General features: G+C 56.3%; 23 protein-coding genes. 6 read left to right on the forward strand and 17 right to left on the reverse strand.

Going from position 1 to position 25,586, the window contains the following annotated elements; all coding sequences use genetic code 11:
• Positions 1 to 114: 114 nt before the first annotated feature.
• From FVB43_RS18200 to FVB43_RS18215, 4 genes are all read right to left on the reverse strand, one after another.
• On the reverse strand, positions 115 to 579 hold the full coding sequence (locus FVB43_RS18200; RefSeq protein ID WP_159337002.1) for a hypothetical protein: 465 nt from the start codon (positions 577 to 579) through the stop codon (positions 115 to 117).
• A 169-nt stretch (positions 580 to 748) separates the two neighbouring features.
• Positions 749 to 1,234: a GNAT family N-acetyltransferase gene (locus tag FVB43_RS18205; RefSeq protein WP_159337001.1), complete on the reverse strand. Its 486-nt coding sequence runs from the start codon at positions 1,232 to 1,234 to the stop codon at positions 749 to 751.
• A gap of 223 nt (positions 1,235 to 1,457) precedes the next feature.
• A complete protein-coding gene (locus FVB43_RS18210) occupies positions 1,458 to 2,915 on the reverse strand; it encodes an AMP nucleosidase (RefSeq protein ID WP_133843115.1) in 1,458 nt (485 codons plus the stop codon).
• 151 nt (positions 2,916 to 3,066) lie between these two features.
• Complete coding sequence (locus FVB43_RS18215; protein ID WP_167864454.1) at positions 3,067 to 4,257, reverse strand: LacI family DNA-binding transcriptional regulator; 1,191 nt, start codon at positions 4,255 to 4,257, stop codon at positions 3,067 to 3,069.
• Between the two features lie 463 nt (positions 4,258 to 4,720).
• On the opposite strand from FVB43_RS18215, the gene FVB43_RS18220 reads away from it, so the two are divergent.
• The 4 genes from FVB43_RS18220 to FVB43_RS18235 all read left to right on the forward strand — a co-directional run bounded on the left by FVB43_RS18220 (position 4,721) and on the right by FVB43_RS18235 (position 8,229).
• Positions 4,721 to 5,164: a PTS sugar transporter subunit IIA gene (locus FVB43_RS18220; RefSeq protein ID WP_159337000.1), complete on the forward strand. Its 444-nt coding sequence runs from the start codon at positions 4,721 to 4,723 to the stop codon at positions 5,162 to 5,164.
• A gap of 19 nt (positions 5,165 to 5,183) precedes the next feature.
• Positions 5,184 to 5,471: a PTS sugar transporter subunit IIB gene (locus tag FVB43_RS18225; RefSeq protein ID WP_167864455.1), complete on the forward strand. Its 288-nt coding sequence runs from the start codon at positions 5,184 to 5,186 to the stop codon at positions 5,469 to 5,471.
• Between the two features lie 11 nt (positions 5,472 to 5,482).
• Positions 5,483 to 6,742 carry a PTS ascorbate transporter subunit IIC gene (locus FVB43_RS18230; protein ID WP_133843122.1) on the forward strand — a complete coding sequence of 420 codons (1,260 nt, stop codon included), beginning with the start codon at positions 5,483 to 5,485 and terminating at the stop codon, positions 6,740 to 6,742.
• A 188-nt stretch (positions 6,743 to 6,930) separates the two neighbouring features.
• Positions 6,931 to 8,229 (forward strand): NtaA/DmoA family FMN-dependent monooxygenase, encoded by a 1,299-nt coding sequence (locus FVB43_RS18235; RefSeq protein WP_167864456.1) that lies wholly within the window; start codon positions 6,931 to 6,933, stop codon positions 8,227 to 8,229.
• A gap of 27 nt (positions 8,230 to 8,256) precedes the next feature.
• Here FVB43_RS18235 and FVB43_RS18240 read toward each other — a convergent pair whose 3' ends face one another.
• Together FVB43_RS18240 and FVB43_RS18245 are read right to left on the reverse strand one after the other, a co-directional pair.
• Positions 8,257 to 8,856: a hypothetical protein gene (locus tag FVB43_RS18240; RefSeq protein WP_159336998.1), complete on the reverse strand. Its 600-nt coding sequence runs from the start codon at positions 8,854 to 8,856 to the stop codon at positions 8,257 to 8,259.
• Positions 8,857 to 8,872: 16 nt separating this feature from the next.
• Entirely contained in the window at positions 8,873 to 9,169 is a 297-nt protein-coding gene (locus tag FVB43_RS18245) for a hypothetical protein (RefSeq protein WP_133843129.1), read from the reverse strand.
• A 309-nt stretch (positions 9,170 to 9,478) separates the two neighbouring features.
• On the opposite strand from FVB43_RS18245, the gene FVB43_RS18250 reads away from it, so the two are divergent.
• Positions 9,479 to 11,842 (forward strand): membrane-bound PQQ-dependent dehydrogenase, glucose/quinate/shikimate family, encoded by a 2,364-nt coding sequence (locus FVB43_RS18250; protein ID WP_167864457.1) that lies wholly within the window; start codon positions 9,479 to 9,481, stop codon positions 11,840 to 11,842.
• 33 nt (positions 11,843 to 11,875) lie between these two features.
• On the opposite strand, the gene FVB43_RS18255 is transcribed toward FVB43_RS18250, so the two are convergent.
• The 11 genes from FVB43_RS18255 to FVB43_RS18305 form a co-directional block, all read right to left on the reverse strand.
• Complete coding sequence (locus FVB43_RS18255) at positions 11,876 to 13,030, reverse strand: CdaR family transcriptional regulator (protein WP_133843133.1); 1,155 nt, start codon at positions 13,028 to 13,030, stop codon at positions 11,876 to 11,878.
• Between the two features lie 89 nt (positions 13,031 to 13,119).
• Positions 13,120 to 14,562 carry a pyruvate kinase gene (gene pyk, locus FVB43_RS18260; protein WP_167864458.1) on the reverse strand — a complete coding sequence of 481 codons (1,443 nt, stop codon included), beginning with the start codon at positions 14,560 to 14,562 and terminating at the stop codon, positions 13,120 to 13,122.
• 64 nt (positions 14,563 to 14,626) lie between these two features.
• Positions 14,627 to 15,778 (reverse strand): glycerate kinase family protein, encoded by a 1,152-nt coding sequence (locus tag FVB43_RS18265; protein WP_197931301.1) that lies wholly within the window; start codon positions 15,776 to 15,778, stop codon positions 14,627 to 14,629.
• A gap of 16 nt (positions 15,779 to 15,794) precedes the next feature.
• Positions 15,795 to 17,108 carry a GntP family permease gene (locus FVB43_RS18270; protein WP_159336994.1) on the reverse strand — a complete coding sequence of 438 codons (1,314 nt, stop codon included), beginning with the start codon at positions 17,106 to 17,108 and terminating at the stop codon, positions 15,795 to 15,797.
• Between the two features lie 275 nt (positions 17,109 to 17,383).
• Positions 17,384 to 18,085, reverse strand: coding sequence for an ArsR/SmtB family transcription factor (locus FVB43_RS18275; RefSeq protein ID WP_167864459.1), 702 nt, complete (start codon positions 18,083 to 18,085; stop codon positions 17,384 to 17,386).
• A 2-nt stretch (positions 18,086 to 18,087) separates the two neighbouring features.
• Positions 18,088 to 18,480, reverse strand: coding sequence for an amino acid-binding protein (locus FVB43_RS18280; RefSeq protein WP_167864460.1), 393 nt, complete (start codon positions 18,478 to 18,480; stop codon positions 18,088 to 18,090).
• Positions 18,473 to 18,796, reverse strand: coding sequence for an antibiotic biosynthesis monooxygenase family protein (locus tag FVB43_RS18285; protein ID WP_167864461.1), 324 nt, complete (start codon positions 18,794 to 18,796; stop codon positions 18,473 to 18,475). Before FVB43_RS18285 ends, FVB43_RS18280 begins: the two co-directional genes overlap by 8 nt.
• Before the next feature lie 131 nt (positions 18,797 to 18,927).
• On the reverse strand, positions 18,928 to 19,716 hold the full coding sequence (locus FVB43_RS18290) for an inositol monophosphatase family protein (RefSeq protein ID WP_167864462.1): 789 nt from the start codon (positions 19,714 to 19,716) through the stop codon (positions 18,928 to 18,930).
• Between the two features lie 22 nt (positions 19,717 to 19,738).
• Positions 19,739 to 20,800, reverse strand: coding sequence for an ABC transporter ATP-binding protein (locus FVB43_RS18295; protein ID WP_133843147.1), 1,062 nt, complete (start codon positions 20,798 to 20,800; stop codon positions 19,739 to 19,741).
• Positions 20,797 to 23,028: an ABC transporter permease gene (locus FVB43_RS18300; RefSeq protein WP_133843485.1), complete on the reverse strand. Its 2,232-nt coding sequence runs from the start codon at positions 23,026 to 23,028 to the stop codon at positions 20,797 to 20,799. The genes FVB43_RS18295 and FVB43_RS18300 overlap by 4 nt, the downstream gene beginning before the upstream one ends.
• Positions 23,029 to 23,089: 61 nt before the next feature.
• On the reverse strand, positions 23,090 to 24,118 hold the full coding sequence (locus tag FVB43_RS18305; protein ID WP_133843149.1) for an ABC transporter substrate-binding protein: 1,029 nt from the start codon (positions 24,116 to 24,118) through the stop codon (positions 23,090 to 23,092).
• A gap of 232 nt (positions 24,119 to 24,350) precedes the next feature.
• Here FVB43_RS18305 and FVB43_RS18310 point away from each other — a divergent pair, with 232 nt between their 5' ends.
• Positions 24,351 to 25,391: a LacI family DNA-binding transcriptional regulator gene (locus FVB43_RS18310; protein WP_167864753.1), complete on the forward strand. Its 1,041-nt coding sequence runs from the start codon at positions 24,351 to 24,353 to the stop codon at positions 25,389 to 25,391.
• Positions 25,392 to 25,586: the final 195 nt, after the last annotated feature.

Here is a 25,586-nt window from a genome sequence, read left to right on the forward strand (position 1 = left end):
TTCACGTACAATAATTTTCGATATCCAAACTGACCCCTTCCATACCGCTGGGGGCTATCAGTGAAGCAGGTAAACACAGAGTTTTGGCTTGGGTCTATCGTATTCATCCATCCCCTAAAACGGCAACCGAAACCATATGGCCCACAGGATATAAACGCCACCCGCGAGAAATAACAGGCGATAGACCCAGACAATGGCGTTTTCCTGCCGCAGGTAAAATTTCAGCGGGTTACGGTGCAGGTTGGCCGCATTGTGAGTTTTATGAAAATGCGTCATCTGTTGCGCGCCTCTGCTGGCCAGTGCAATCATAAAACTGGTCATCATGATCATCACTAATACCATATAGCTTTTCACCAGAAGCCCCAGGCTCAGGCGCAGCCATGAACTGTCACCCTTGTGCAAAACGACGACACCATGTTTTTTAAGCGCAATCGCAGCAAAGCTAAGCGTAAGGTGCACGACCAGCAGGATGACAAAATGCTTCGCATTGGTGCGGAAAGGATTCTTCAGTGTGATACCAAAGATCCAGGCGAAAAACAGCAGTGTTGATGCCAGCCACATCATTGAGTTTAGAATCATTCCAGGCCTGCTCAGTAAATTACTCAGTGGCATATTTTTGCCGAATGACGGTAAGAGCGCCAGGATGATTTTTGCTGCTAAATCGTAACTGACAATATTTCACGAATACTCGGGTTCTTTTGACTGACGGTTTTTTGCCAAAAGCGGACGTCAGATCCGCTAAATACAATCAGCGCAATGGCTTTGAGAAACAGACAGCTTCTGTCCTGCCTATGTATGGGCCGTAATTCTCAATACGGATATAACCATTTTTCTCGTAGAAATTTACAGCCCGATAGTTCATGTGTCGGGTTTCCAGCCTAAGTTCTGTATATCCCATCTCTTTTGCCGATTTTTCAAGAAAAGTGAGTAAGGCACCGCCAATCCCTGACACACTTCGGTCTGAAAACATTCTTTTAAGCTCGGCGATATTTTGCGTTAATGGCCTTATAGCACCGCATCCTATAGCTTTGCCATGAGAATTCTTTGCTAATGCCCATAAAGCTTTGTCATCACTCATTGCTTCAACGGTGAAATTGCTTTTGCCATTATCACCAGTAATAGCGGCAAGTTCTACTGACAGCATTTCGATTAATCGATGGGATTCTGAAGAAAATGGATCTGATTTCTCTACTGTTATCATGGTTATACCCTGCAGGATGAGTGTGACCAACATAAAGCATCCTGTTAAGGAAAGCATCAGCCAATACGGGGGATGGGACAACACTGTTTCCAAACTATCCCGAGGGTATCATGCCCGCTCCTCACTCTAAGCCGCCATCAGTCCACTAACTCCCACACCAAAAAAATGCCATCCCTCAACGGGACAGCATTCCAAAATCATCCAAACCACTCTGACCTCAAAGGCATAAGCGGTTTTGTTTCCCTACATACTCAACTCACCGGAACGGCGGTTCATTAAACGTGCGCAGCTTACGCGAGTGCAGGCGGTCGCCCTCGGCGCGCAGCAGATCGATGGCGCGAATGCCAATCTGCAAATGCTCGGAAATGGCACCCTCATAGAAGCGGTTCGCCTGGCCCGGCAGCTTAATTTCGCCGTGCAGCGGCTTATCGGAAACGCACAGCAGGGTGCCGTAAGGCACGCGGAAGCGGTAACCCTGGGCGGCGATGGTGGCGCTTTCCATATCGACGGCAACGGCGCGGCTGAGGTTGAAACGCAGCGCGGAAGCCGAATAACGCAGCTCCCAGTTGCGGTCGTCGGTGGTCACCACGGTGCCGGTACGCAGGCGTTCTTTCACCGCTTCACCCGGCATCCCGCTCACCAGTTTGGTGGCGTCATACAGCGCGCGCTGCACTTCGGCGATGCTCGGGATCGGGATATCCGGCGGCAGCACAGCATCCAGCACATGGTCGTCACGCAGATAGGCGTGCGCCAGCACGTAGTCGCCAATGGTCTGGCTCTCGCGCAGTCCGCCGCAGTGGCCGATCATCAGCCAGGCATGAGGGCGCAGCACGGCGAGATGGTCACAGATGGTTTTGGCATTCGACGGGCCCACACCAATGTTCACCAGCGTGATGCCCTGGCCGTCTTTGCCGATCAGGTGCCAGGCGGGCATCTGGTGTTTTTTCCAGGCGAGGTCAGACACCGTCTGTTCCGGGTGCGGCGTATCATGCGTGATGGTGGTGCCACCCGCGCAGGAGAGCGCCAGATACGGTGACGTCGGGTCGGCAATCTGCTCGCAGGCCCACAGCACAAACTCATCGACATAACGCGTGTAGTTGGTGAACAGCACGTAGGGCTGGAAATCTTCCACCGGCGTGCCGGTGTAGTGGCGCAGGCGTGCCAGCGAGAAGTCGGTGCGCAGGGCATCGAAGTGCGACAGCGGGAAGGTTTCACCCGGCGGTAGCAGTCCATCGGCATTCTCATCGCCAATCTGCGACAGCTCGGTGGTCGGGAAATGCTGGGCGATCCCGGCGCTCATGCTGCGATCCAGCGCCAGGCCGGAACCGTCAATCACATACGGGAAGGGGATCTCCTGCTGCGATGGCAGCACGTCAATCTGCACCTGATACTCCTGGGTCAGCAGCGTGAGCTGATCGCTGAGGTAGTGGCGCAGCAGGGCCGGGCGGGTAATGGTGGTGCTGTAGCTGCCTGCGCGGGTGAAGCGACCAAAGGCGCGGGTCAGGCGCTGGGAGGGGGCCACGCCGTCCCAGGTGACGCGCAGCTGCGGATAAACAAACAGGCCAGCTGCGCGCTGTGTGGCATCAGGCAGGCTGCCGTCAGCGATGAACGCCGTGATGGCGTCGCGCAGGGCATCAACTGCCGCGTTGTAATGGTTTTCGAGGCTGTCGAGCGCTTCGGTGACGGTCAGGGATCGCGCTACGGGATAAGTCATGGTCTCTCCTTGCATCGTTTAATTTATACCCGTCATACTTCAAGCTGCCTCTTTGCTGGCGACGTTCACTCACCCGAATCACTTACCTGTGTAAGCTCATCGGGATTCGCTCTCTTACCGCCTCAACGCAGCTCGAATTATTTAGGGTATGTTAGCTGCTGGCACCGGGTTCCAGGCTGAATCTCACCTGTTCTTCCTGCGGCTGCGGGGCATTGTCCAGCATCGCCATCAGCTGCTGGCCCACCTGCTGGCCCAGCTTTTCGTAATTCAGTCGCATTGAGGTCAGCGCCGGAAAGGTGTGATCGCAGTTAGCCGAGCCATCAAGGCAGGCCACCGCCATATCATAGGGTACCTTCAACAGTCGCCGCTGACACTCAGACAGTACACCAAAAGCAATCTCTTCATGGCTACAGATAATCGCATCCAGATCCGGCTGATTTTGCAGTAGCTGCCCCAGCGCATAGCGGCCAAACTCCAGGCTTGGCGCATCCGGCACGGTGATCATCAGGTCCGCATTCTGATAGTGCATCAGCATCGCTTTATGCCAGCCGTTCAGCTGCTGTTTGTGCAGGCGGTTATCCGTGTGCGCGCCAATAAAGCCGATGCGGCGATAGCCTTTATCCAGCAGATGCGCCGTCAGGCGTTCGGCCGCATCATTGATGGCGATATCGAGGGTGATATCGGCAGAAAAACGCTCCGCGCCGCAGACGTTAACCGTCACCAGTTCAGCGGATTCAATCAGGTCGCAGGTCTTTTTGGAGAGCTGCGCCCCGAACAGTACCAGGGCAGAAGGGCGGTTTTGCAGCAGTTTTTCCACCAGCGGCGTTTCACCGTACTGATGATATTCATGGCAGGCCATAATCAGCTGGAAAGGCTGTTTACTCAGGGTTTGTTGCAGTGCCTGAACAAAGCGGGTGCTGGCACGATCGTGCTGAAAGGGGTAGAGCACGGCCACGGTATGCAGCTGGGACGAGGCGAGCGTGCTGGCGGCCTGATTGGGCACGTAGCCGAGGGTCGCGACCGCCTGTTGGATTTTGATGAGCGAGGCTTCAGAGACCTGGCTCGGATCGCGCAGCGCGCGCGATACCGTCATCGGGCCGATACCGGCATGGCGGGCGACATCCTGCAAGGTGACGCGGTCGCTGCGCCCGGCTGCCAGTTCGCTGGCTTCCGGATTGGCCTGATAGCCCAGTGCGCGGGCGGCCTGTTCTACTTTGTTACGAACACTGTCTGACACCAGCTCCGGTGTGCGCATCACGCGCGACACGGTCATGGCCCCGACGCCGACATAATCGGCGACATCCTGCAGCGTCACCCGACCGCTACTGCGACGCTTGCGCATCCTGGTTTCTCCTTCTTTGCTGGTTCCGGCAGGGCCGGGCGAGGCGTGCCTCGCCCCTACAAAAGTATATGTAATGGTGAGGCGTGCCTCGCCCCCACGAAATTAGCGTAGGGGTCAGGCATGCCTGACCCATTATCAACGCGCATGTGATGGTGAGGCGTACCTCGCCCCCACGAAATTAACCCAGGGGTCAGGCATGCCTGACCCATTATCAACGCGCATGTGATGGTGAGGCGTACCTCGCCCCCACGAAATTAACCCAGGGGTCAGGCATGCCTGACCCATTCTCACCGTCAGTGTGCCGTTGCCGACGTCTGGCAACAAATTATTCTCCGGCTGATGATAAGCCGATCACAATTAATGATAGCTATAACAGTTAGCGTTATCTTTTTAGATGTTCGTCACATTAATCAGATGAGTCTCACACTACTCTGCTCGGGCGATTAAGAGAGAGGTGACACACATGCTTAAAGAATTACTGACAGCCGACGTTGTTCAGATTATCCCTGCCTGCGCTGACTGGCGTGAGGCTGTCTCACTTTCCTGCCAGCCGCTGCGCGATAATGGCACCATTGAAGCCCGTTATGTCGAGGCTATCTACCGCTCACACGAGGCGATTGGTCCATATTACGTGGTTGGCCCTGGTATCGCTATGCCTCATGCACGTCCTGAAGACGGCGCAAACAAAATGGGCGTCAGCCTGACGGTGGTCCGCGAGGGTGTAAACTTCGATTCAGAAGGGAATGACCCGGTGCATCTGCTGATTGTGCTGGCCGCAACGGACAGTAACAGCCATATCGGCATTATTACCGCGCTCGCCCATCTGTTTGATACCCCTGAAGATACGGCATCGCTGATTGCAGCGACAGAGGTCGAACAAATTTTATCCATTATTTCACGCTATTAATTCTTCCAGAGGAAAAAAAATGAAAATCACCGTGGTATGTGGCAACGGTCTTGGTACCAGCCTGATGATGGAAATGAGCATTAAATCAATCGTTAAAGATCTGGGCGTGAATGCAGAAGTCGACCACGTCGACCTCGGTTCAGCCAAAGGCACCGCCAGCGATATCTTCGTGGGCACCTCCGATATTGCCGAGCAGCTGGTGGCTCAGCAGGTGGGCGGTAAAATTGTCTCCCTGAAAAACATGGTAGACAAAGTGGCGATGAAAGAGCGTATCTCCGAAGCTCTGAGCGAACTCGGCGCGTTATAAGGGAGCCAAAAATGGAATTTTTCCGTTTTTTAATGAGTGATGTGTTGTCTGAGCCGTCCATTCTGGTGGGGCTGATTGCGCTGATCGGTCTGGTGGCACAGAAAAAACCGGCCACGGAAGTGATCAAAGGGACAGTGAAAACCGTGATGGGCTTCCTGATCCTCGGTGCCGGTGCCGGACTGATTGTCTCTTCTCTGGGCGACTTCGCCGCGATCTTCCATCATGCCTTTGGTATCCCGGGTGTGGTGCCGAACAACGAAGCGATCGTTGCCGTGGCGCAGAAGAGCTTCGGCACTGAAATGGCGATGATTATGTTCTTCGCGATGGTTATCAACATTGCGATTGCCCGCTTCACGCCGTGGAAATACATCTTCCTGACCGGTCACCACACGCTGTTTATGTCGATGATGGTGGCGGTGATCCTCGCGACAGCAGGCATGAAAGGCGCCAGCCTGATTGCGGTCGGTTCGCTGGTGGTTGGTGTGTCGATGGTGTTCTTCCCGGCGATTGTCCACCCGTATATGAAGAAGGTGACGGGTTCAGACGACGTAGCATTTGGTCACTTCTCGGCGATTTCTCAGTTACTGTCTGCCTGGATCGGCAGCAAGTTCGGTAATAAAGAGAAATCTACCGAAGATATGGAAGTACCGAAAAGCCTGCTGTTCCTGCGTGATACGCCGGTGGCGATTGCCTTTACCATGTTCTTCATCTTTATCTTCACCTGTCTGGTGGCGGGCCCGTCAACGGTCAAAGAGATGAATGCGGGTGGCAAAAACTGGTTTATGTTCTCACTGATGCAGTCCATCACTTTTGCCGCCGGGGTTTACATCGTGCTGCAGGGTGTGCGCATGGTGATTGCGGAAATCGTTCCGGCGTTTAAAGGCATCTCCGACAAGCTGGTGCCGAACGCGAAACCGGCCCTCGACTGCCCGGTGGTGTTCCCGTATGCCCCTAATGCGGTGCTGGTGGGCTTCCTCAGCAGCTTTGTTGCCGGGGTACTGGGCATGTTCCTGCTGTACGCGCTGAATATGACGGTGATTATTCCGGGCGTGGTGCCGCACTTCTTCGTCGGTGCTGCCGCCGGGGTGTTCGGTAATGCCACCGGTGGGCGCCGTGGTGCCATCCTGGGGGCCTTCACCAACGGCCTGCTGATTACCTTTATTCCGGTGTTCCTGCTGCCGGTACTGGGCAGCATCGGTCTGGCGAACACCACCTTCAGTGACTCTGACTTCGGTGCTGTCGGCATCCTGTTAGGCCTGATTGTGCGTTAAGGTTCTTTGCCTGAAAGCAGGGGCTGGCGAGATTCTCGTCAGCCCCTGTTTGTTTTTAGCGGTGCATGAACCCGGATTAATGCGTCTTAGCTGAATTTCACCCAACCACATTCGTTTTTCTTAGTGGCGTAAAAACCTCAGCCCTTTATTTTTTAAGCCTCTGACCTGGCTGAAATAAGGGACTTAACGTGACGACTCAACACCGCAGACGACTGAAAACACTGGTGGGCGCGGGCAGCGTGATTTACGCCGCCAACGACACCGACCGCGCCTTTGGCATTCAGCGCGCCGTGGCACTGGCGCAAACCGCTGAACGCGAAAAAATCACCGGGCTGTTTACCGCCGATCTGCTACAGAGCGATCCCGCCGGGCTGGCCGGGATCACCGGCAGCCAGGACCCGATTGTCACGCTGGCGGCGTTAAGCCAGGTGACCCGCCAGATAGGCTTGATAGCCACCGTCACCACCACCTTCCAGCACCCGTATAATCTGTCGCGCCTGATCGGCACGCTCGACCATATCAGCGCCGGGCGTGCGGGCTGGAATGCGGTGACCTCCTCGGTCGGTGAGGAGAATTTTGGCGGGGGCGAGCTGCCTTCTCCGGCCGCGCGTTATGCCCGCGCCACCGAATTTATTGAAGTGATTAATGCACTGTTCGACGCCAACGACCGGGACGCGGTGCAGCGCAAAAACGGGGGTGGCGTCAGCCTTGATCCGCGTAAGCTGCACCCGGTTAACTATCACGGTGATTTCTTCCGCGTGGCGGGGCCGCTGAATGTGCCTCCGCCACCGCAACATCGTCCGGTACAGTTCCAGGCCGGGCAGTCGGAGGAGGGGATCAGCCTCGGCGCCCGCTATGCCGAAGTGATTTACACCTCGCAGCCCACGCTGGATGATGCCAGTACGTTTGTGGCCGAAGTCCGGCGGCGTGCACTGCTGGCAGGTCGCGAACAGCCGCCGCTGATCATGAACTCTTTCCATTCAGTTATGGGTGAAAATCCGGCCGATGTGGCACGACGGCTGGAAGAGAAGCATCAACGCATTGACTATCAGCGTGGACGTCTGAAGGTGGCAGATATGCTCGGCGGGGAGGTTGACTTGCAGGATCTGGATCTCGACCGGACGATCCCGGAATCCCTGTTGCCGGATACGCGTCAGGTGAACCGACGTCGTGGACGTGCGGAAATTTTTACCCGCTATGCCCGCCAGGGGCTGACGCTGCGTCAGCTGATTATTGAAGCCGAAGAGACCGGACACTGGTTTGTCGCCGGAACCCCGGAATCGCTGGCCGATGCCATTGAGCAGCGCTATAACGCGGGCGTACTGGATGTGATTTCGCTGCACGGGCTGGGGCAGTCAGACCAGGAAGATCTGCTGATTAATGGCCTGCTGCCGGAGCTGCGCAAACGTCATCTGCTGGATGAAGATTATCGGGGCGAAGATTTCCGCACCAGCCTTGAACTGCCCGCACGACTGCCGGGCAGGTGATACAGGTGTCACAGAGGCCGCGATTGATCAGGCGATTGCGGCAGCCATATTGCGTAACTCTGGCAGGCCGCTGAGATCCTGCTCCAGCACCAGGTCCTGATGAATTTTCAGGATCACCGCTTTCACCACATCAGAGGTTTTTTTCATCCCCTGCTGCTGCATCAGCTGGTTGAGTTCCGCCTGCTGCTTTTGCGTGATTTTCATCGAGAGGCGTCTTGACGCTTTCGCATCCGCCATGTCGCTGCTCAGCAATGTTTTCAGTTCCTGCTGCGGATAACGGCCGCTGGTCAGCGCATGCAGATACCAGAGGATCAAAGCCTTGTTGAAGTTTTCGCTGAGGGTGGTATCAATCTTCTGCGTAGCAACATACAGAATATCCAGGTAGTGTACCGGCACTCTGATTTCCAGCGGGGAACTGGACTGTTCGAAGGCCTCTTTGATACGCGCGGTGGACTGCGCGGGGATAGCGGCCACCTCATCGCAGCGGTCGCAGACAGCGGCGAGAATATTTTTCACCGTGCCACGCTTATCGCTGAATGCGACATCACGTACCCGGTAGGTGGCAGATGTTTTACCGCAGTTATGGCACAGCAGCGTCCGTGTTTCGCCCTCTTTGACAATTCTCATGGTCACCTCTTCCTTGTTACAGATGCACGCTGATAAAAATCATATCAGGTTCCATAAAATAAAATTTAACGTACCACCAGCCGCCGCATTTCCAGCTGCGACAGATATGAACATCCACGTCAGGGGCCCGATGATGAGGGCTGCAATGATACCCCGACCCGCTGGTTTTCCTGATCAGTTCAGCAACCCAGACCTTATCCACCACGCCCGTCGCAAACAGGTTTTTTACGTCCAGATCCCGCCGGACTTCATGGTCATAAGCATCTTGCCTGAGGCAGTTGATTGCCTGCTTCTTCACCTCTGTGAGTGTCATATTACCTCCGTGTATTGTGTACGTTTCATTTCGTACTTTCAAGTGCCAGACACAATAAATCTGCCTGGATTGTAAACGCAGGTGCGACAGAAAGGATGAAGTCATGGCGCTAAAGGGGCAGGAAATGACAACTTTCAGAGCAGGCTCGTAAAACTGACGTTGGGCAAAACTCTGCCCTGACCGAAATAGTTACCGATAACAATTAAAATAATTTTGTTTTTATATCAGATTTTTTTAGTTAAATTAGTGTAAGTACGTTGTAATTATTTGTCAGATAATAATTGCGCACTTTAACACTAAGGGATACCAATGCTTAACAAGATAACCAGTATTGTCATCGCAATCGTCGGGATCGCGATGCTCTACATGGGTACACAACTGCTGTTGATCGGCGGTACGCCGTTCTATGCACTGATGGGCCTCGGCCTGCTGGTCACGGCTATCACGCTGTTTATGAATAAAAAAATCGCTTTGTCTCTCTACGCTTTATTAATGTGGATGGTACTGGCGTGGATGATTTATGAAGTCGGCTTTGACAAATGGCAGTGGATCCCGCGCGGAGACATCATTGGCGTGATCGGCCTGTGGCTGGCGTTGCCCTGGGTGGTTCGCCCACTGTACAAAAAAGAAGGGCGCCGTTTTCATCCCTTCCTCGGCACGACGGTCATTCTGATTGTGGCGCTGGTGGTGGGGATGATGTTTTACGATCCATTGCCACAGGCAGGCAACATTACCAACCAGCGCCAGAGCGGCGACACCGAGGTGGCGGGCAGTGACTGGACGGCCTACGGTGGCACCACCAACGGCCTGCGTTTCTCCAGCCTGAAACAGATCACGCGCGATAACGTCAGCAAGCTGGATGTGGCCTGGACCTACCATACGGGCGACGTGCGCGATGCGGAAAAAGATGCCACGGAATACACCTTTGAAGCCACGCCGCTGAAGGTGAACAACAGCGTCTATTTCTGTACGCCGCACAATGAAGTCCATGCGCTGAACCCGGAAACCGGTGCGCTGAAGTGGAAATATCAGCCAGCGAAAGATGCCTCTTATCTGCAACAGCATCAGACCTGCCGTGGCGTCAGCTACTATGACGGCAGCGCGGTACAGGCAGAGAGCACTCCCGCCCAGCCCGCCCTTTGCCGCAAGCGTATCTATAACGCCAGCAACGATGCCAAACTGATCGCGCTGGATGCGGATACCGGCAAGCTGTGTGCTGACTTCGGTAACAACGGCGTGGTGGATCTGCATGCCAATATGGGCACAGTGCGCCCGCATGCTCTGATGCAAACGGCAGCACCGCTGGTGGCGGGTAACCTGGTGATTGTCGGCGGTTCCGTCATGGACAACGGCTACAATACTGGAAATCCATCTGGGGTGATCCGTGCCTATGATGCGATGTCTGGCCGTCTGGTGTGGAACTTCGACCCGGCCAACCCGGAAAACACCCAGCCGATTGCCGCCGACCAAAGCTATCCGCAGGATACGCCGGTGGCGTGGGGTACGCTGAGTGCTGACCTGAAAAATGGCCTGGTGTATGTGCCGTTTGGTAATGCCTCGCCGGATGAAGTGGGCATTGCGCGTGATGCTAACAGCAACACCGAGAAGTTCCGCGACACGCTGGTGGCGCTGGATCTGAAAACCGGTAGCTTCAAATGGCGCTTCCAGTCCTCGAAAAACGATCTGTGGGACCGCGATAATCCGTCACAGCCTTCGCTGCTGGATATCGACTATCAGGGCCAGAAACAGCCTGTGGTGATCCTGCCGACCAAAACCGGCAACCTGTTTGTGCTTAACCGCCTGACGGGCCAATCGGTGTACCCGATTAATCAGGTTGATGTTTCCACGCAGGGCATCAGCGGTGAGAAATATTCCCCAACGCAGCCCGTTTCTGCGCTGAACTTTATTCCGGCACCGCTCAATGAAAAAGCGATGTGGGGCCTGACGCCGTTTGACCAGATGGCCTGCCGTATTGACTTCAAGTCACTGCGTTATGACGGCAATCCGTGGACGCCAGCGACCGAAGCCGGTTCGATTATCTTCCCGGGCAATATCGGGGTGTTTAACTGGGGTTCTGTTGCGGTCGATCCTGAGCGTCAGATCCTGATCGCTTCACCGGTGCGTCTGGCTTACAAATACAACCTGATCAAACGTTCGGCGGCAACGGCGGACAAGCGTCTGTTCACCAAAGACGGTACGCCGTACTGGAATGAGAACTTTGAAGGTGATTACGCCATTCATATTCAGCAGCTCTCTTCCAGCCTGGGTATTCCGTGCATCGCGCCGCCGTGGGGCCGCATGGTCGGTGTTGACCTGAAAACCGGGAAAACCGAATGGCTGCGCCGCGTGGGCACCACCAAGAACCTGAACACCAGCTTCCTGCCGGGACGCTTCCCGATTGGCTTCCCAATGGGGATGGTGGCACACGGTGGCCCGTTAACCACCGCAGGTGATGTGGTGTTCCACGGTGCAACGGCCGATAACTTCTTCCGTGCTTACGATGTCAACACGGGTGAGTTACTGTGGCAGACCGAACTGCCCGCCGGGGGCCAGGCCACGCCTGCCACCTATATGGGCAGCGATAACCAGCAGTATGTGGTGATTGCGGCCGGTGGTCACGGTTCGCTCGGCACCAAAGCCGGTGACTCGGTAGTGGCTTACCGCCTGAAGTAATCTGAACCGGGGAGCGGTATCTGCCGTTCCCCGTCAGTCATTATCAAGCTGGTCGGCCACATACAGCAGGAAGCGGTCGTCCAGTTTGCTCAGATTCAGCCCGGTCAGGTCGGCAATGCGTTTCAGCCGATAGTCCAGGGTATTTTTGTGAATATAGAGGGCTTTTGCCGTGGTGCTGGCATGCAGATCATGACGAAACCAGGCACGTAACGTTCTGCGATAAACCCCATTTTCATCCATTGCTTTTAACCGTTTCAGTGGGCTGACCAGCTCAGCCGCCTGCCAGCCATCCGCTAAACTGTCCAGCAGCACTGGCAGCTTACTGTCCTGATAATCATAACAGTGCACCTCTGGCATACGCTGCTTACCCACCTTCATGGCCGCTTTTGCCGTGCGATACGATCGCTCAACGCCGCCCGTTCCCGGGAAAAAGTTCCCCAATGCCAGGCGTACTTTGAGTGAGCTGCCCTGTTGCAGGCGCTGATAAAGCCGCTCCATCCGCTGTTTATGCTCTTTCGGCTCCCAGCGTTCGGCATGCAGGTGAGCGGGGCGAAGGACCACCATTTCCGTCAGTGACACGATAGCCATCAGATCATCCTGCCCGCTTTCCAGCAGTAAAGACTGGAGTTGTTGCAGTTCACTCATGGCACTGGTGACGCCGAGCTGCCCGCTCTCCAGCTCCACCACCATGGCCACGCGCGGCTGTTGCAGATCCACATTGAGGCGCTGTGCCCATTCACTGGCGGTTGCGGTGTTCCCACTGTTGCGGATCAGGCTTAACACCAGCTCTTCACGCAGGCGGCTGTTATGGGCCAGCAGTTGCAGCAGACGCGCCTGCTCGAGCATCATTTCGGCGGTCATACGCACCAGTTCACCAAACTGCATCAGCCCCTGAGGGTCCCCGGTCAGTCCGATGACGCCAACGGTCTGGTTATTCAGTTTGAGCGGCAGATTGATGCCGGGCTTCACGCCGTGGAGCGAGTGCATCGATGCATCATCAATGGTGACGACGCGCTGCTGGGTTAACGCTAACAATGCGCCTTCATGCATTTCACCGATCCGCGCCGGGTCGCCGCTGCCAATAATGCGTCCATTGGCTCCCATCACGTTGACGTTGCAGTTGATGATCTGCATGGTTCTGTCGACGATGGAACAGGCAAGCCTGGCATCGAACAGAGATTCACTCATTGACGGACTCCGGAATAACTGACGAATGCACGCCGCGCAGTCGGGTCCTGCGCGGCGCTGCGGCACAGAGGCCGCAGAGAGAAGTGGACTTAGTCGACGATCGAAATACGGCAGGTGTTGGCGCTGCCAATCTGGCCAACGCTGTCTCCCTGCGTGACGATCACCAGATCGCCCGAGGCCAGGTAACCTTTTTCACGCAGAATAGCGATAGCATCCTGCGCCGACTGTACGCCTTCGGCATGACCGTTAAACAGCACCGGCGTGACACCACGATACAACGTGGTCAGATTGAGCGTGGACTGATGGCGGGAGAGGGCGAAGATCGGCAGGCGCGAGGTGATGCGCGACATCATACGTGCCGTGCGCCCGGATTCGGTCATGGCAATGACGGCTTTCACCCCGGTCAGATGGTTTGCCGCGTACATGGCAGACATCGCTGTCATCTCTTCGATATTGCTGAACTCAACGTCCAGGCGGTGTTTAGAGGTGTTCGTTCCCGGCACCCGTTCCGCACCCAGGCAGATATTATGCATGGAGGTGATGGCTTCTACCGGGAAGCTGCCCGCTGCGGTTTCAGCCGACAGCATGACGGCATCGGTGCCGTCGAGCACGGCGTTGGCGACGTCCATCACCTCTGCGCGGGTTGGCATCGGGTTGGTGATCATCGATTCCATCATCTGGGTGGCGGTGATCACCACGCGGTTAAGCTGGCGTGAACGCGCAATCAGGCGTTTTTGCACCCCGACCAGCGCCGCATCACCAATCTCGACGCCGAGGTCACCACGCGCCACCATAATGACATCGGAGGCGAGGATCATATCGTCCATGCTTTCCTGTGTTGCCACCACTTCGGCACGCTCTACTTTTGCCACAATCAGCGCCTTACAGCCCGCTTCACGCGCCAGACGGCGGGTGAAACGCAGGTCTTCACCGCTGCGCGGGAAAGAGACGGCAAGGTAGTCGACGTTCATTTTGGCGGCGGTGAGAATATCGGCTTTGTCTTTCTCGGTCAGGGCATTGGCGGAGAGACCACCGCCCAGCTTATTCACGCCTTTATTGTTCGACAGCACGCCGCCCACGGTGATCACGGTAGAGATCGTCGCGCCCGCCACGCGCAGTACGCGCAGTTGAATGCGGCCATCGTCCAGCAGCAAAATATCGCCGGGCACCACATCATCGGGCAGGGATTTATAGTCGATACCCACGCGCTGGTTGTCGCCCTGGCCTTTGTCCAGCAGGGCATCGAGGATAAATTCATCGCCGACCGTCAGCAGGGCTTTACCTTCTTTAAAGGTCGAAACACGGATTTTCGGCCCCTGGAGATCGCCTAAAATCGCCACCTGACGACCAAGGCGGCTGGCGACATCACGCACGCGCTGGGCGCGGGCAATATGGTCTTCGGCGGTACCATGAGAAAAGTTCAACCTGACGACGTTAGCGCCCGCTTTGATAATTTTTTCGAGGTTATTATCCCGGTCTGTCGCCGGGCCTAACGTGGCAACAATCTTGGTGCGTCTCAATACTTCAGACATGATCACGTCCTTGGTTAAATGTCACCCGTCGTTATCCTGGCGCGTTGATGCCAGTGATCGGGTATTAATGAGAACCTGCCGCTGTTTTTTTTATCAGTCGGCCAATATTTTCGCAGGTGCGTTCCATATTGGTTGTGCCTTCCTGCAACAGCGATTCTATTGCCGCCGCGTGCGGGATAATGCCAAAAATAGCATCAATGCCAGCGTCATACAGCGCGCCGACATCATCGCCAATACTGCCAGCAACTGCAATGACCGGAACCTGATGTTGTCTGGCGGTCTGTGCTACACCGAAAGGCGTTTTACCAAAACGTGTCTGGAAGTCGATGCGGCCTTCCCCGGTAAAGCAGTAATCAGCCCCGGCCAACTTCGCGCTCAGACCACTGTACTCAACCACGATTTCAATACCTTTACGCAGCGTACAGTGGGTGAAGGCCATCAGCCCGGCGCCCAGCCCTCCCGCGGCTCCGGCTCCTGGCGTTGCTGCCACTTCGTAGCCGAGTTGCTGCGAGATAACGTCAGCATAATGAGCGAGGTGATGGTCGAGGGTGGCGACCATCTCAGGTGTTGCCCCTTTTTGCGGACCAAACACCGCCGATGCACCCTGCGGACCGCATAGCGGGTTGGTGACATCACAGGCCACCTGAATATCTACCTCTGCCAGTCGGCTGTCCAGCCCGGAAATATCAATGCGGTGTAAATCACCCAGTGCGCCGCCACCGGGCGCTAAACGTTCACCCTGTTTATCAAAGAAACGCACGCCCAGCGCTTCTGCCATTCCGGCCCCGCCGTCATTGGTGGCACTGCCGCCGATGCCCAGAATGATCTTCCTGATGCCTTTATCCAGGCAGGTGCGGATCAGTTCCCCGGTGCCCCAGGTGGTGGTCAGCAAAGGATTTTTAGTGTGCTGGTTAACGTAATGGATGCCGCTGGCCGAGGCCATCTCAATCACCGCAATGTCGCCACCGCCCATAATGCCGTAGCAGCCTTCCACCGGGGTACCCAGCGGGCCGGTCACCTGTAGCGTGAATATCTCACCCCCCGTGGCATCAATCAGTGACTGAGTAGTGCCTTCGCCGCCGTCCGCCATCGGAACGTGAATATAGTTGGCATCAGGAAACACGCGCTTCAGCCCGGCCTCCATCGCGAGGCAAACCTGCTTCGCCGTCATGCTCTCTTTGAAGGAGTCGGGTGCTAATACAAACGTCTTGTTCATAATGGGTTGCCTTATATTAACGAGCAAAGCCGTAGAGAAGAGTCGCGACCAGCGTCATGGTTCCGCCCACCATTGCCTCATAAGGCAGTAGCGCCATACGTTGTCTGATGCTCATATTCATGCTCTGGGCCGTCACGTGGAAGTAGTTTCCCTGTGGTAATGAGTCAATCACGGTGGCGCCGGTGTGCACCATCACCGCAGAGGCAATCGGCGCCATGCCAATATTAGTGATCGTATGGCCGAAGGTGCTGGTGGCGAGGATCACCCCGGTGGAGGTCGACGCTGTGGCACCCGCCATCAGGATGCCGGAAATCGGGGCGAGGAAAGTGCCGGAAATCCCCATCATATCGATCAGTTGCACCACCTGGGTGGAGAGGTCTGATGCGGCAATCAGTCCAGCGATCGCCCCGGCACCGATCAGAATCAGCACGGTGGCGGTCATTTTTTCCAACCCGGACGTAGTATAGGCCAGCATTTTCTCTTTTTTGCCCATTGCCAGCAGTCCGACGAAACCGGCCACTGGCAACACGTACATGGCATCCAGTTTGAAGGCGGTCAGCGCGCTGAGATGGAAGATCGAACCTATCGGGTTGACCATCAGCAGGATCACGGCCAGCAGCGGAGCAACCACGGCTTTACCCAGCGTTGGGTACTGCTTATCGCCGGATGCATTGCCTTTGCCATAGGCTGCCGCGGCTTCAGCATCCGATACGTTGATACCTTTATTTCTCAGCAGTGAGGCGACAAGCACCGTCATCAGCAGGCCGCACAGGGCCGGAATAAAACCGGCAATCATCACATCGCTAAGATTAATATGGAAACCATTAGCGGCAGCAATGGCGTTGGGGTTGGGCGAAATAATATTTCCCGCTTTCCCTCCGCCAGATAAGGCCAGCAATAAAGCAATTTTCGATATGCCGATTTTATTACCGACGGAGAGCGCAATTGGTGCAACAATTAACACCGCCACCGGAATAAAGACACCAACGGCGGTAATAATCATGGTAGCCAGTGCCAGCGAAATAATCGCTTTGCTCTCACCCATTCTTTTCACAATCGCCTGGGCGATGGTTTCCGCTGCGCCGGACTCCATCATGACTCCAGCCAGCACCCCGGCCGCAAGGACGCGGATCACTGTGCCCATCACGCTCTGCGTGCCGGATGTCAGCAATGAAATCGTCTGCTCCAGGCTGCCGCCACCGATAAATGAGCCGATAATAGCACCGAAAAACAGTGAGTAAACAGGGTTGGTTTTTTTCAGAATAAGAAAAATGGCAATAAACAGACCTGCCAGCGCCCCATACCAGGCAAGGGGTTCGGAAATAGGCATTTTGTCACCTCTATATTATTATCATTGACGATAGGGTACAGCTATCCCTGAGTTGTTTTTTATAATGTCCGAACAGGTGTTATAAATTTTTTTTATTTTCATTGTAAGTGTTAAATAATAAATTTCGCCTCGCGTAATATTCAGTGAGAATATTCTAAGGCTTATTGTAGAGTGACGCTATGTGCGTTTACCCAAATAACCGGGGGAATAAAAGGAAAGAGTTGGGCGATCGCCCAGGAGCAAGAGAGGTTTATCACAGGTTCAGGGTGGAGGAATTACAGGGCCAGCTTGAAATGTCTGTTCAGCATCATCCTGCCTTTCGGGGTGATCGTGACCATCCGGTAACCCGGCGTACGGACAAACCATCCCTGCGCTTCGCCGTGCTGGAAAAAAGCGGCACCGATATAGCCACCAAGATGAAATCGTCGCTCACTCCAGTCCAGGCAGGCGCAGCAGTGTTTCCTCCGGGTACCGGCATCGGGTTCAATCCCCAGTTCAGTCAGGTGTCGTCTGCCGGTATCGGTCAGCGCAGCGCCATCTGCCGTTATCCACTGTGCATCGCGCATTGCGTCATAGATCTGTACCGCGACTTCCCCCGCCAGATGGTCGTAACAGGTGCGGGCATAACGCATATCGGCGGGCGTGCTGGGTTCTGGTGCCGCAACACGCCGCCATGACACTCCCATCATGGTTTCGATCAGCTGCGCAATATCGCCACCGGCCAGCCGGTAATAACGGTGCCGCCCCTGGGACAGGCAGGAAATCAGACGGCTTTGCACCAGACGTGCCAGATGCGCGCTGGCGGTGGAAGAAGCAACGCCCGCCACGGCACTCAGCTCTGTCGCCGTCCAGGCGCGCCCGTCCATTAAGGCGCAGAGTATTTTAACCCGGGAGGTATCCGCCAGGGCCGCCGCGACGGCGACCATGGAAAACGCCAGCACATCCTCATTGTCGGTCGTTATCGTCTGTTTGTGCATGGTTACTCAGGCACTAAGGCCCATTGTTTGGTAGCGCGTTCGGCAGCAGCGGGGTTGTCCGTCACCAGAATTAACTGATTCGCATGATCGCTGTACTGCGTCAGGATCGAAATCCCGGCGTCTGCCAGTGCGGTTGCGATCTCGCCCAGTTCACCCGGGCGCGCCTGCTTCAGCTTGCGGATCAGCGGCTGGCAGACATTCTGAACCTGAAACCCTTCTGCCTCAAGCACAGCCCGCGCCCGCTTGCCTTCGACCACCAGAAAGTGTGCATGACTGTGTTCACCTGCGCTAAAGACACCACCGCCTTCCAGGCCGATACCCTGACGGCCTAACAGGCTCGCCAGCGCGGCCAGCGCACCGGGAACATTGGGTAACAGGATATGGATATCAAACATGGTGTTGTCCTTTATTTTCTGATGAGTAATCCCGCAGTACCCCGGCAATGCGGATGCGGTAGAAGGAAAAAAGGTGGCGGCGTCCTTCAGCCTGGGCCGCCTGGTGGTGGGCATTCTGTTTCCAGGCCAGTACGGCGTCTTCGTCGCGCCACCATGAAAGCGACAGGATCTTGCCGTCGTCGGCCAGGCTACGAAAACGTTCAATGGCAATAAAACCATCAATATCTGCCAGCAGAGGTTTCAGTTCAGCGGCAAGTTGCAGGTAACGCGTTTGCCCGTCAGGGCTTATCTCGGCTTCAAAAAGAACGGCGATCATCAGTGCACTCTCTTGCAGGGGGAGAGGCAACTTTACTGATCTAAAAAAACAACACTTCGCTGGAGAACGAAATATGGAGGGGGAACTTGCGCAGCGCTATCCGGTGTTTTGAGAGCGCTGCGCAGAAGGGACTAGAGTCGGGCAATACGCAGCAAGTCGTCTTTAGCGCCTGGCGCTACGGCCAGCACCGGGGCACCACGCAGCAGGTGCTCACCGGCGGTGTTAAACGTGTGGGTCCAGCCGCCTGCCTCATTGACCAGGCAGTAACCCGCCAGGCAATCCCACGCGTGCATATGGGGTTCGTAATAGCCCACCAGACGCCCGGCGGCAACGTATGCCAGCATCATGGCCCCCGATCCGTTGCGGAAGAAGTTGCCGCCTGCGGCGGTGATCCCGGCGGCAATCTCACCTACGCGTTCCGGGGTAACATAGCTGTTAGCACCGAAGCCGGTGACGTGGTTCTGCATGGTGCGTGCCGGATCAACCTGCAACGGTTTGCCATTCAGCGTTGCGCCCTGGCCGCGTGCAGACACAAAGCACTCCTGCTGGCACGGTGCCATGATCACGCCAATGACCGGCTGCCCTTCGTGGATCACGGCAATCGATACGCACCAGTTCGGCATACCGTTAACAAACGGGCTGGTACCATCAATCGGGTCCACCACCCAGGTGAAACCTGAGCTGCCCGCCTGCAAGCCGAACTCTTCACCGAGAAAACCGTCATCCGGGAATGCCTGAGCAATCTGCCCGTTAATCAGCATTTCCACTTCGCGGTCGGCGATCGAGACCACGTCCTGCGCATCTCGCTTGGTTTCAATCACCAGCGTTTCACGGCGATGAAAATAATCGAGCGCTTTGGCGCCGGCTTCTCGTGCTACCTGTTCCGCCAGTCTCAGCCGGCGGGAAATGTCTTCACTCATGTTCAGTCCTTATTAATGGGGATCACTGGGCAATCAGCGCCAGTCCCTGAGGTTTGAAATCCACGAATACGCGGCTGCCCGGCGCCAGCTGGCTTTCCATCTGCACATCGACAATAAACAGCGCACCCAGCGCCGTCTGCACTTCATATTCGATGTGGTCCCCCAGCCAGGTGCTGTGGGTGACTTCACCGTTTAGTGCGCCTGCCGGTTCAGTGCGCAGCGTAATAAACTGCGGTCGCACCGAGAGCTGCGCGGCACCGGGGCGGGCGTAAGCGCCGGGTACGCGATATTCACGATTGCCCAGTGCGATCACCGCTTCGCTGTCTTCCACCCGGCGGATATCGCAGGGCAGGATATTGGCCTCGCCCATAAAGTCGGCGATAAATACCGACGCCGGTGACTGATACAGCTCCTGCGGTGCACCCTGTTGGGCAATATGCCCTTCTTTCATGACAATAATCTTATCGGAGACGGCAAGCGCCTCTTCCTGATCGTGAGTCACGTATACGGCCGTAAAGCCCAGCCGCTGTTGCAGATCGCGGATTTCAGTGCGCACACGGCGGCGCAGGCGTTCATCGAGGTTGGAGAGCGGTTCATCCAGCAGCAACACCTGCGGCTCCAGCACCAGCGCACGTGCTACGGCAATACGCTGCTGCTGCCCGCCGGACAGCTCCGCCGGAAGGCGCTGGCCCATATTCTCCAGGCCGACCAGCTTCATCCCTTCGCGGGCACGATCCTGCGCTTCTTTTTTCGACATTCCGCCGGAGAGCAGGCCGTACATCACGTTATCCAGTGCGCTCATATGCGGGAACAGGGCGTAGGACTGAAACACCATCGCCACATCACGTTCGTTAGCGGGTAGATGTGTCACATCTTTACCGCCAATCAGAATACGCCCGGAGGTCGGGTGTTCCAGTCCTGCCAGCAGGCGCAGGGTGGTGGTTTTGCCACAGCCGCTGGGGCCGAGCAGGGTCACCAGCGTGCCCGGTTCAACCGTCAGCGATAAGTTGGGCAGGGCGTTGAAATCGGCAAACTGTTTGGTGACGTTCTCAAACACCACCGAGCCGGAACGAATGGTCGTCATACGGCACTCTCCTGATGTAATGCCGGTGGTGGAGCCACCGGTGCTGTGGCAATGCGGGTAGCGCGGCGCAGGCGGCGTTCACCGACCAGCAGCTGGAAGGTGAGGATCACCGCCAGCATCACCACAATAAGGACGGAGGAGTAAGCGATAGCGACGCCGTATTCCCCGTTTTCGACCAGCCCGACGATATAAGAGGTGGCCATGTTGTACTGGGCGCTGACAAGGAAAATGACGGCGCTGATGGAGGTGATCGCCCGCACAAAGGCGTAGACCAGTGCGGCGCTGATCGCCGGTTTCAGCAGTGGCAGGATTACTTTGCGTAGCGTGCGGAAACTGCTGGCCCCTAATGTTAATGAGGCTTCATCCAGGCTGCGGTCGAGCTGGCTCATGGCGGCAATTCCCCCGCGAACGCCAACCGGCATATTGCGGAAAACAAAGCAGGCGACAAGGATCAGCGCTGTACCGGTGATCTCCAGCGGCGGCAGGTTGTACGCCATGATATAGCTGACACCAATGACGGTGCCGGGAATGGCAAAACTGAGCATCAGCATAAATTCAAAGGTCGAACGCCCGGCAAACTTCTGCCGTACGATCAGCCAGGCGGTCAGCAGGCCGACAATGGCCGTCAGCGGAGCCGCAATCAGCGCAATTTCCATGGTGGTCCAGAACGAGTTCCAGGCCACGCCGGTCCACACCATCTGGCCCTCGTTCCAGTGGAAGCCGAACGCGCGGGCGTAGTGCGCCAGCGTCAGGCTGCTGTCCAGGCCCCACGACTGTACAAATCCACCAATCAGGATCATGCCGTAGATCACCAGCGTGAACAGGCCCCACGGGATCACCAGTGCGTAAACACCGTAACGCAGGCCTCGCGGCAGACCGCAGTGCTGACCGGAGTCGCCTTTGCCGGTGACGGTGGCAAAGTTTTTACCCGACAGCCACAGTCGCTGGAGAATAAAGGCGCTGAGGGTAAAGCACAGCAGGATGATCGCCAGCACCGCTGCCCGGCTCGGGTCGTTTTGCGCCCCGACCACCGAGAAGAAGATCTCGGTCGAGAGCACGCCGTGGCTGCCACCCAGCACCATCGGGTTGCCGAAGTCCGCCATACTTTCGATAAAGCTGATCAGGAACGCATTCGCCAGGCCCGGTGCCATCAGCGGCAGCGAGACGTAGCGGAAGGTGCGCCAGCGGTTAGCGCGCAGCGTTTGCGAGGCTTCTTCCAGTGACGGACTGACGCCTTCAACCACACCAATCAGCACCAGGAAGGCAATCGGCGTGAAAGAGAGAACCTGGGCTATCCAGATCCCGGTCAGACCATACAGCCAGCGGCCTGGCTCAATACCAAACACCGTTGCGAGCAGTTCTGTCACGACGCCTGCACGGCCAAACAGCAGCATCAGCGCCAGGCCAATAACAAACGGCGGCGTGATGATCGGCAGCACGGTCAGCATGCGCAGCGCTTTCTTAAACGGCAGCGGCGTGCGGGTCGCCGCCAGCGCAAAGGCCAGACCCAGCAGGGTAGAGCCAGAGGCGGTCATCAGTGCCAGCCACAGGGTACGCCAGGCCGTGCCGCAGCCTCCGCTGCCGTTCAGGCAGCCGAGGCTCCAGATAGCCGGGTCCTGAATATTGGCGATCATGCCATCCGGTTTAAAGGAACCGTCCACATCCTGTACGGAGGCGACAAACATACTGAGCACCGGGTACAGCACGAAGGTGGTCACCAGGGCTACCAGCAGTACAATTGCCGCCACCACAAAGGCATCACCGCGCAGCACGCCGCGTTCTGCCAGCGCAAAGGAGAACAGCAGCAGGAAAGTGGTCAGAAGCAGGATCGCCCCTGCGCCAAAAGCAGGCTGGCCGTCGCTGAGTGCGCCGAACAGCTGTTCGCTCCACTGCCAGTTCCAGCCTGTGTAACCAATCGCATGGCCTTCAAACAGCAAAAACAGGACGCCAAAGATACTGGCCCCCATCAGTAACCAGGAGCGGCGATTGCCCACGGGCAGTAAGCGCGCCAGGGCGCAGATCAGTAGCATCAGCACGGCAATAGTCAGCCAGGGACGCTGGAACTGGGCAATCTGCCATAGCGCCGGGGCCGTTTCGCGATCCTGCCAGAGTGTTGTCAGCCAGCCGAAGTCGAAAAATCCGGCTTCCAGGCTGTACCAGGGCAGCAGCAGGATGGCAAGTGCGCCCAGCACGAAAGCCCCGTCCAGGCGGCGGTTTTGAGCATTCATCATAACCTCGATCGTTTATGATCCGGCCTCCCGCACGGGCGGGAGGGGAAGGGAGGAAGAATTACTGGGCGCTGGCGCCGATCTCTTTATCCCAGCGGCTGAGCAACGCTTTGCGTTTGGCCGAGTCACCGTAGGTTTTGAAGTCGTAATCGATCAGTTTGATATTCTCGAAGCGCGGCGCGTATTCCGATATCGCCGCATTTTTATTTGACGGAAGCTGGAAGGATTTGGCGTCTTTCATATGGGACTGTGCCTCCGCACTGAGTGCCCAGTCGTACCACACTTTGGCGGCGGCCAGGTTACGCGCCCCTTTCACAATCGACATGGAGCCGATTTCATAGCCGGTGCCTTCGCAGGGGGCGACGGCTTTCACCGGGAAGCCATCCACCTGCATGGCCACCGCATCATGCATAAAGACAATACCAATGGTGGTTTCACCGCGTGCCGCCGCTTTCACCGGGGCGGAGCCGGATTTGGTGTATTGGGAGATATTGGCGTTGAGCTTTTTCAGGTAATCGAAGGCTTTCTCTTCCCCCATGATTTGCACCAGGGTGGCAAGGGTATTGTAGGCGGTGCCGGAGGAGTTCGGGTTTGCCATCTGGATCTCCCCTTTCCATGACGGGTCCAGCAGATCGGCCCAGCAGGCAGGCGCTTTCAGTTTTTTCTCTTCCACCAGCTTGGTGTTGTAACCCCAGCCCAGTGCACCTGCATAGACGCCGACGGTGCGGAACTGTGCGCTTTCCGCCTGCTTACGTGCCCAGTCCTGCTGCTGGTCGAGCAGTGGTGATTTGTAGGCCTGGGTCAGGCCTTCGTCGGCGGCCTGCATATGCGGATCGCCCGTCCCGGCCCACCAGATATCGGTACGTGGGTTGCGGGCCTCGGTGCGGATGCGTGCATAGGCTTCGCCCGCAGAGAGACGCACCATGCTGACCTTGATATCCGGGTGTTGTTTCTCAAACAGGTTGGTCATTTGCTCACAAACAACCACATCAGCGGAGCAGATCATATTCAGTTTTTCAGCGGCCTGAGCCGGAAGGGCTGAGAGCGCAGAGCCAGCGGCGATGACCGCCATCAGAGTAATACGATGCATGGTGTTCTCCTTCGGTGTGTAGGGTAGGCGATACGTTGTCGCCAGGCTTTTTGTGCATACGTTTTGCACGTGTGTGCAATTAATTAATGCACAAAATTTATGCTGTCAATTGCGCTGGTGCGCATTTCAGTTGCCATGTCACAAAAATGAAACAATTACGCTACAAAAATAATTGCACAGCCGTGCAAAGTGCGACAGACTCATTCGCAACACAAAGCGGGCGGGTGTGATGATGGCGATGGAAAAGGCAGTGGTCAGTGCGAAAGATGTGGCAGAGAGGGCGGGCGTGTCGCGTTCAGCGGTGTCGCGCACCTTCACGACGGGGGCCAGCGTCTCCGCGGCCACGCGGAAAAGGGTCATGCAGGCCGCAGAAGAACTGGGCTATCACGTTAATCACCTGGCTCGCGGGCTGGTGCGTAACCGCAGCGGCCTCGTCTGCCTGATTGTTTCTGAACTGGCCACACCGTACCGTGCCAGCCTCGTGCGACTGGTGACGCAGCATCTGCAGGAAGCCGGGAAAATTGCCATGCTGATCAATACCGACCGCTCGGATGACAGCGTGTCGCAGGCATTGCAGCAGGCGATAAACTACCGTGCTGATGCTTCCTTTGTGCTCTCGGGAATGCCGGAAAGCGCCATTGCGCGTCAGTGTCATAAACACGGTCAGCGGCTGGTACTGATTAACCGCAACGATGTGCTGCCGGGATCATTGAGTATTAATCTGGATAACGAAGACGCCGCCAGCCGGGTAGTGATGGCGTTTGCGCGGGCGGGTTGCCAGCACGTGGCATTTGCTAACTCCCTTGCCGGAACGCCGAGCCTGATGGCGCGTGAACGTGGGTTTCTGCAGGCGGCAGAAGCTGCCGGGTTGAAGGTCAGCGTGGAGCACTTCGGCACCACCTCCTACGAGAGCGGGCAGATCCTGGCGCACCGCTTGCTCACTCGTCGCGATCGCCCCGATGCGGTATTCTGTGTGACCGATCTGCTGGCCTGCGGCTTTATGGATGAAGCGCGGCACCGTTTTTCCTTGCGCATCCCGCAGGACCTCTGCGTGGCAGGTTACGATGATATTCCCCAGGCGGCGTGGTCGTCTTATCATCTCACCACCTTCACCCAACCCGTTGATCGCTTTGCCCGTGACGCGGTCGAGTGGCTGGTGAATGAGGAGCAACGTGAAGATAACCAGCCTGCGGCGCTGGACGAGGAGATGCCTGGCGAAACACGGATGTACCATGCTGATTTTATCTGGCGCGGGACGATCCGCGGGGGATGAAAATAGCGCTGTGCTTTATTTTAATGTATTAATTATTGACGTGTATTAATGATATTCAATATTTTATTTATCTATGATATTAAACTTTGTGCTTTCTCTGGCTAATTCAATTCTCCATGTGGAATTATAATTTTGTGCAGAGGGTTATTGTTTTATTAATACCCTTGTCAGCACTTTTGTGAGTAAAATGAAAAG

This window comes from Erwinia rhapontici (assembly GCF_012271765.1).
GTDB classification, from domain to species: Bacteria; Pseudomonadota; Gammaproteobacteria; order Enterobacterales; family Enterobacteriaceae; genus Erwinia; species Erwinia rhapontici.